Here is a 5,104-nt window from a genome sequence, read left to right as displayed (position 1 = left end):
CCGCCGAGTTCAAGCCGGCGCTTGAGGATTACCACTACCCCACGCCGATCGACACCGAAGAACGCGGCAAACAGCTGGCCCGCCGCGCCCTGGAACGGCATCGCAGCGACTATGAGCTGGCCGAAGGTAAAAGCGATCAGCCGAGCCTGCGCAGCGGTCATTTCTTTGACCTGCGCGAACACCCGCGCAAAGCCTGCAACGACTTGTGGCTCCTGCTCAGTGTGACGCACGAAGGCAAGCAGCCGCAGGTGCTGGAGGAGTCGGCCAGCAGCGAAAAACCGCCTAAAGACGGCTTCAGTCAAGGCTACCGCAACAGCTTCAGTGCCATCCCCTGGGACGTGTTCTACCGGCCACCGCTGGTCACCCGAAAATCCGTGCTGGTCAGCCAGACCGCCCGTGTCACCGGGCCTGAAGGCGAAGAAATCTTCTGCGATGAGCATGGCCGGGTGAAAGTCGAGTTCCATTGGGACCGCGCCGAGCTGAACAGCGACAAGAGCAGTTGCTGGTTACGGGTTTCATCCAGCTGGGCCGGTGAGGGTTTTGGCGCGGTGACCATTCCGCGCATCGGTATGGAAGTGGTGGTGACCTACCTGGAGGGCAATCCTGACCGGCCGTTGATTACCGGCTGTGTGCCCAATATCCGCACGGCGGTGCCCTATCCCTTGCCCGCGAACAAAACCAGAACCGTGTTGCGCAGCCGCAGTTCGCCCGCCGGTGGTGGCTACAACGAGCTGTCGATTGAAGACCGGGCCGGGCAGGAAAAAATCTACCTGCGTGCCCAGCGCGACATGATGCAAAAAATCGAGAACGACAGCCAGCTGGAGGTCGGTAACGAACGCCGGGAAACCATCAAGGGCAACAGCGTCGTGGTGCTGGAAGGCGAAGACCAGCGCAGCGTGACGGCGGATCGCAAGGTCGAGCTCAAGGCCAACGACTACCTGCAGGTCGCCGACAGCAGCCATACCCGGGTCGGGCAAACGCTGGTGATCGAGGCCGGTCAGCAAGTACACCTCAAGGCGGGCCGTGACGTCGTGCTAGATGCTGGGGCCTGCATCAGCGTGAAAGGTGGTGGTCAGCATATCGTCATTGGCCCGGGCGGCATCTTCAGCAGCACCGAGATTCAAATCGGTGGTGCGCCCATCGCCGGAACCGCAGCAGCGCCGGAGTTGCCCGGCATCCTCGAAGGGTTACCGACACCACCCTCACTAGCGATTACATCCCAAGGCAAGGCACTGATGCGGGGTGAGCCGAAGTGTGACATCTGTGAACAGATTGCGAAGGATAGCGCCCAGTGAATAGCGTCTCCCAAGCCAATTACCTGTTGATCGATGGTGTCTTGCGTCCCGATGCGCTTGCGAGCCTTTATTCGCTCGCGGAGCCGATTGAGATCGAGCCGCTGTACCTGGCAACCCGCTGGACCGAGCTGAAACACCTCGGGCCCCTGTTGGTAGCGGTTCATGGCCCGTCCAACCTGATCGACGAGACGTACCAACGCGCTGCCCGGCAGGCTGACGCCAGTCTTTTGTCCAGTCCTGCACCGACAATCGCCGTAGCCGATCATTTGCGTCGCTTCATTGCGCCAGACGATGTGCTTGGCAGCAAGGGCTTGCTGCGTTTTGCCGACCCCTTGGTCGCGCGTTACTGGCTAGGCAGCTATCAAGGTGCGCAGCGGGATGCCGTGCTGGGCCCGATTCAAGCCTGGCACCTGCCGCCCAACCCGCATACCTGGGAGCGTGCCGAGCCCGTCGAATGGCACACCATCGAGCGCACGGCGCCGCCGCCCGAGTGGGTGGATGAGTACGCTCGATTGGGCGAAGCACAGTTGCATGCGCTCGATCAGGCAGCACGCTGGCGCTTCATGGAGCGGCTGCACCGTCGCTTTGAGCAAGACCATCCCCAACACCTGGCGCATATCGATAAAAGCCAATTGTCCCGCTGGTTCGATGACCGCCTGGACGAGGCGCAGGCCTGGGGACTGGTCAGCGAGCAGAGTCTGGCGATCTGGGTCGAATACAGCCTGCGCTGGGGAGAGGGATTTACTGAACGCCCGCAAACACCTTATCAGCACTGGCTGGCGCGCACCCCCGAGGCCCGCAAACTCGCCCCGGAGCTGCGTATCCAGCACATGGACAAGCAGTGCCTGCACCTCGACTTGAACAAGGACGCATGATGAACCAGCCCGTGACAGAAGCCGAATTGAAGCAGGCCCGGCGCAACCAGGAATTTACCCAGGCGGTAATGGGCAGAGGCCAATGTGCCTTGCGACACCCGCAGGTGGCGATTTTTCCGGTGCGTTACGCCCTGGACGAATCACCACTCAGCAAAGGCAGCAACCAGGGGCCGAACCCACTGCCGGCCGGCTGGTCTAGCAGACTGCCCGAGCTGCAGACCCGCAGCTACACCCTGCGCCAGTTGCGCGATGGCTGGTTGTACGTGTGGAACAGTGTCGACCAGACCTTCCACGAATACCAGGTAGTCGGTGAGCACTTCACCCGGCACCTGTGGACTGACAGCCAGCTGAATCAGGACGTCCGCCACAACGCGGGCGAAAGCCACCCGTATCTCCTGTATCCGCGGCGCAGCCAGTTGCGTATCGCTTTCTCGCCAGTGCAATGGACCTGGCGTATGTGCGAGCTGATGCGCAGCAATGCCCCCGCCCAACGCCAATGGATGCGCGCCCTCGATCTGCCGGCGTTTTGCGCCAGCGCCAAAGTCGAGCACGGCGACGAGATTACCGAGCTGGGCAACCGCGTGGCGGATATTTTCGTCTACGGCGCCACCGCCCCGAGCTTCGCCAGCACGCTGCTGCCGACCCGCGCCAGCGAGCCTGGCCTGGCGTACAAACCGGCGTTCGAAGAGGCCTTGGTGCGCGGCCGGGTGCCCGAACAGGACACGGCGCTGTTCATCGCGCTGGATGATCCGTTAGCCCTGGTCGATGACCTGAAAATGAACCTGACTGGCCGGCTCCTGGAGTTGGCGCAGTTTGAAAGCCAGCATCAGCAGACACTGGAAAGCGCCGTCGCCGTCGAGCGCTTGTGTGGTTTTGATACCGATGCGTTTATACCGGACTCGGTCCAGGACCCGCTGCAACGCCAGGCCTGCACCGACGACCTGTACCGCTTGCTCAAAGCCATTGATGAAACCGAGCGCGGCAAGGACCTGGTATCGGCCGATCTGGGGGCAATGGTCGAGATGGGCGCGGGTTCGACAATCGCTACGGCCAAGGCCGAGTTTGAAGCCCGCTGGGGGCAACTGTCCGCTCAAGGCGATTGGCAAGCGGCGCTTGAAGAATGGCATGCCAAGCGTTTCTGGCGCGAGGACGTGCACTTCGATGAGGTCCAGCAGTACCTGAGTCAGACCACTGTCCAGGCACAACGGCTGCAGGCGCATTGCCAGCGCAGCGAAGCCGATCTGCTCACCTGGCTTGAGCGCCTCTCTCCCGACGCCGAGGCTGTTTACCACGACACCTGCAATGGCGATCAGGCCAGCCAGCTGCTGGAGACCGCGGACGCGCTTTACACCCTGCTGGGCAATGGATCGAAGGGGCAGCAGTGGCTGTGCCAGCAGGCTGAGCGACCGAGCAGCCTGTTCGGCCTGGCGCTGTTCAACTTCAACCCGGAAGTGGCGACCTTGATCAAAACGGTGTCGCACAACTTCACCACTTACGGAACACTGGACGATCAGGGTCGCGAAGGGGATGGCAGCGCACCGGCGCTGACCCCGACCGCGGCGGCCGATGCCACCAGCATGGCCACGCGGGCCAATGAGCTCAAAGCGGTCCTCGACCTGGAGAGCTTACAGAACAGCCAGCCGTATCAGGCCATGAGCAGTGCCGCCAGGCAAGCCATGAGCACCCTGGCCAAGGTCGCCAATCACCAGGCCCGGGACGCCTGGCACGGGCTGAGCGGCATGCTGCTGCCGGCCATGAAACAGCAGATCGGTTTCACCCTCGCGGCCACCCAGGTGTTGATCTCCACGGAAATTTCCACGGCTACCCAGCTGCGCATCAACCCGACCTACACGCGCGACTATCAGGCCTGGCTGCTGCAAGTGAAGGCCATCAACAACAAAATAACCGGCGCCAAACACGTATTGCTCCGCCAAGCGCCGGCTTACGACCAACGCGCCGCGCGTATATCGCTGCAAGCCCATGAAGAGCAGCTCAAAGCATTGTTCCTGAAGCGTCCCAATCAGGTCACTGCCCAGGCATCGGGTAGCACACGCCTGAATGCCAGCCTGGGGCAAATCAACGGCTGGCTCGGCGACCTGGGGCAGGCCGAGGTGATAACCCAACTGAAACTGGCCGGTACCCGGGATTACCTGACGCGCACCAAAGCCTGGATGGCGCAGAACCTGGGCAATGCCCTGCCGGCCTTGCTGGTCGGTCTGCACGCGTGGAACGTTTGGAACACGGCCAGGCAGGCGCAGAACGACGGTCGCTTTACGGCGGATGAATGGCGCACGTTGGGAGCGAATTCCGCGTATGCGGCCAATGCCATTGCGGCGTTGTGGGTTGGGCCGGCTTGGAGTCGGGCGGGGGGGATGGCTACGGAGCTAAGTAACAGAACTCTGAAAGTTGCTGAGGCCGGATACTCTAAATGGTTGGGGCAAGCCAAAACCGCTTCCGCGGGTAGTGCAAAGGCTGCGGTGGCAAACGAGTTTGCCGCGGTTTCGAAAAGTTTGATTTTGCGCACGGTGACCTGGGCAGCGTTGGGGGCTGTTGCGGCCGGGCTTGAGGCTTGGCAAATTTCTGAAGACGTTGGTGGTGCCACGAGCGAGGAAGAGAAAGCGCTGCTTTGGGCAAAGTTCGGTGTGGTTTTCGGAATGTCTTTTGCGGCAACGACCCAACTAGTCGGCGCAGGCCTCGGCTATTGGTTTGGCTTTGCCTGGGTAATGTCGACGCCAGTGACGATCATCATAGCGCTTCTCGGAATTGCCTATTTTATGGTCTCCATGGCCGCCAACCGCTTCAAGCGTGAGGGGCTGCGTTTGTGGTTGTACCGTTGCAGCTGGGGGCGCGGTGCAACCCCCGAATGCCTGGACAATGATGGGCATCTCAAGCAGATGACCTCTCTGATGGAGACCTTGCAACGACCCACGGTAG

3 protein-coding genes are annotated in these 5,104 nt (G+C 61.7%); all 3 read left to right on the top strand.

All coding sequences use genetic code 11. The annotated features are described in order from the left end of the window. Positions 1-1,295 (top strand): type VI secretion system tip protein TssI/VgrG (gene tssI, locus NPS47_RS24975; RefSeq protein ID WP_274297395.1); only part of this gene is annotated, 1,295 nt, incomplete at its 5' end. After that, positions 1,292-2,170 (top strand): DUF4123 domain-containing protein, encoded by an 879-nt coding sequence (locus NPS47_RS24970; protein ID WP_274297394.1) that lies wholly within the window; start codon positions 1,292-1,294, stop codon positions 2,168-2,170. The genes tssI and NPS47_RS24970, both read left to right, overlap by 4 nt. Further along, positions 2,170-5,104, top strand: a 2,935-nt coding sequence (locus NPS47_RS24965) for a T6SS effector BTH_I2691 family protein (RefSeq protein ID WP_274297393.1), incomplete at its 3' end; no start/stop codon positions are given. The genes NPS47_RS24970 and NPS47_RS24965, both read left to right, overlap by 1 nt.

This window comes from Pseudomonas putida, assembly GCF_028682475.1.
Taxonomy (GTDB): domain Bacteria; phylum Pseudomonadota; class Gammaproteobacteria; order Pseudomonadales; family Pseudomonadaceae; genus Aquipseudomonas; species Aquipseudomonas putida_AG.
The sequence above is the reverse complement of the archived record's forward strand: the minus strand, read 5'-3'. Positions and strand labels throughout refer to the sequence as shown.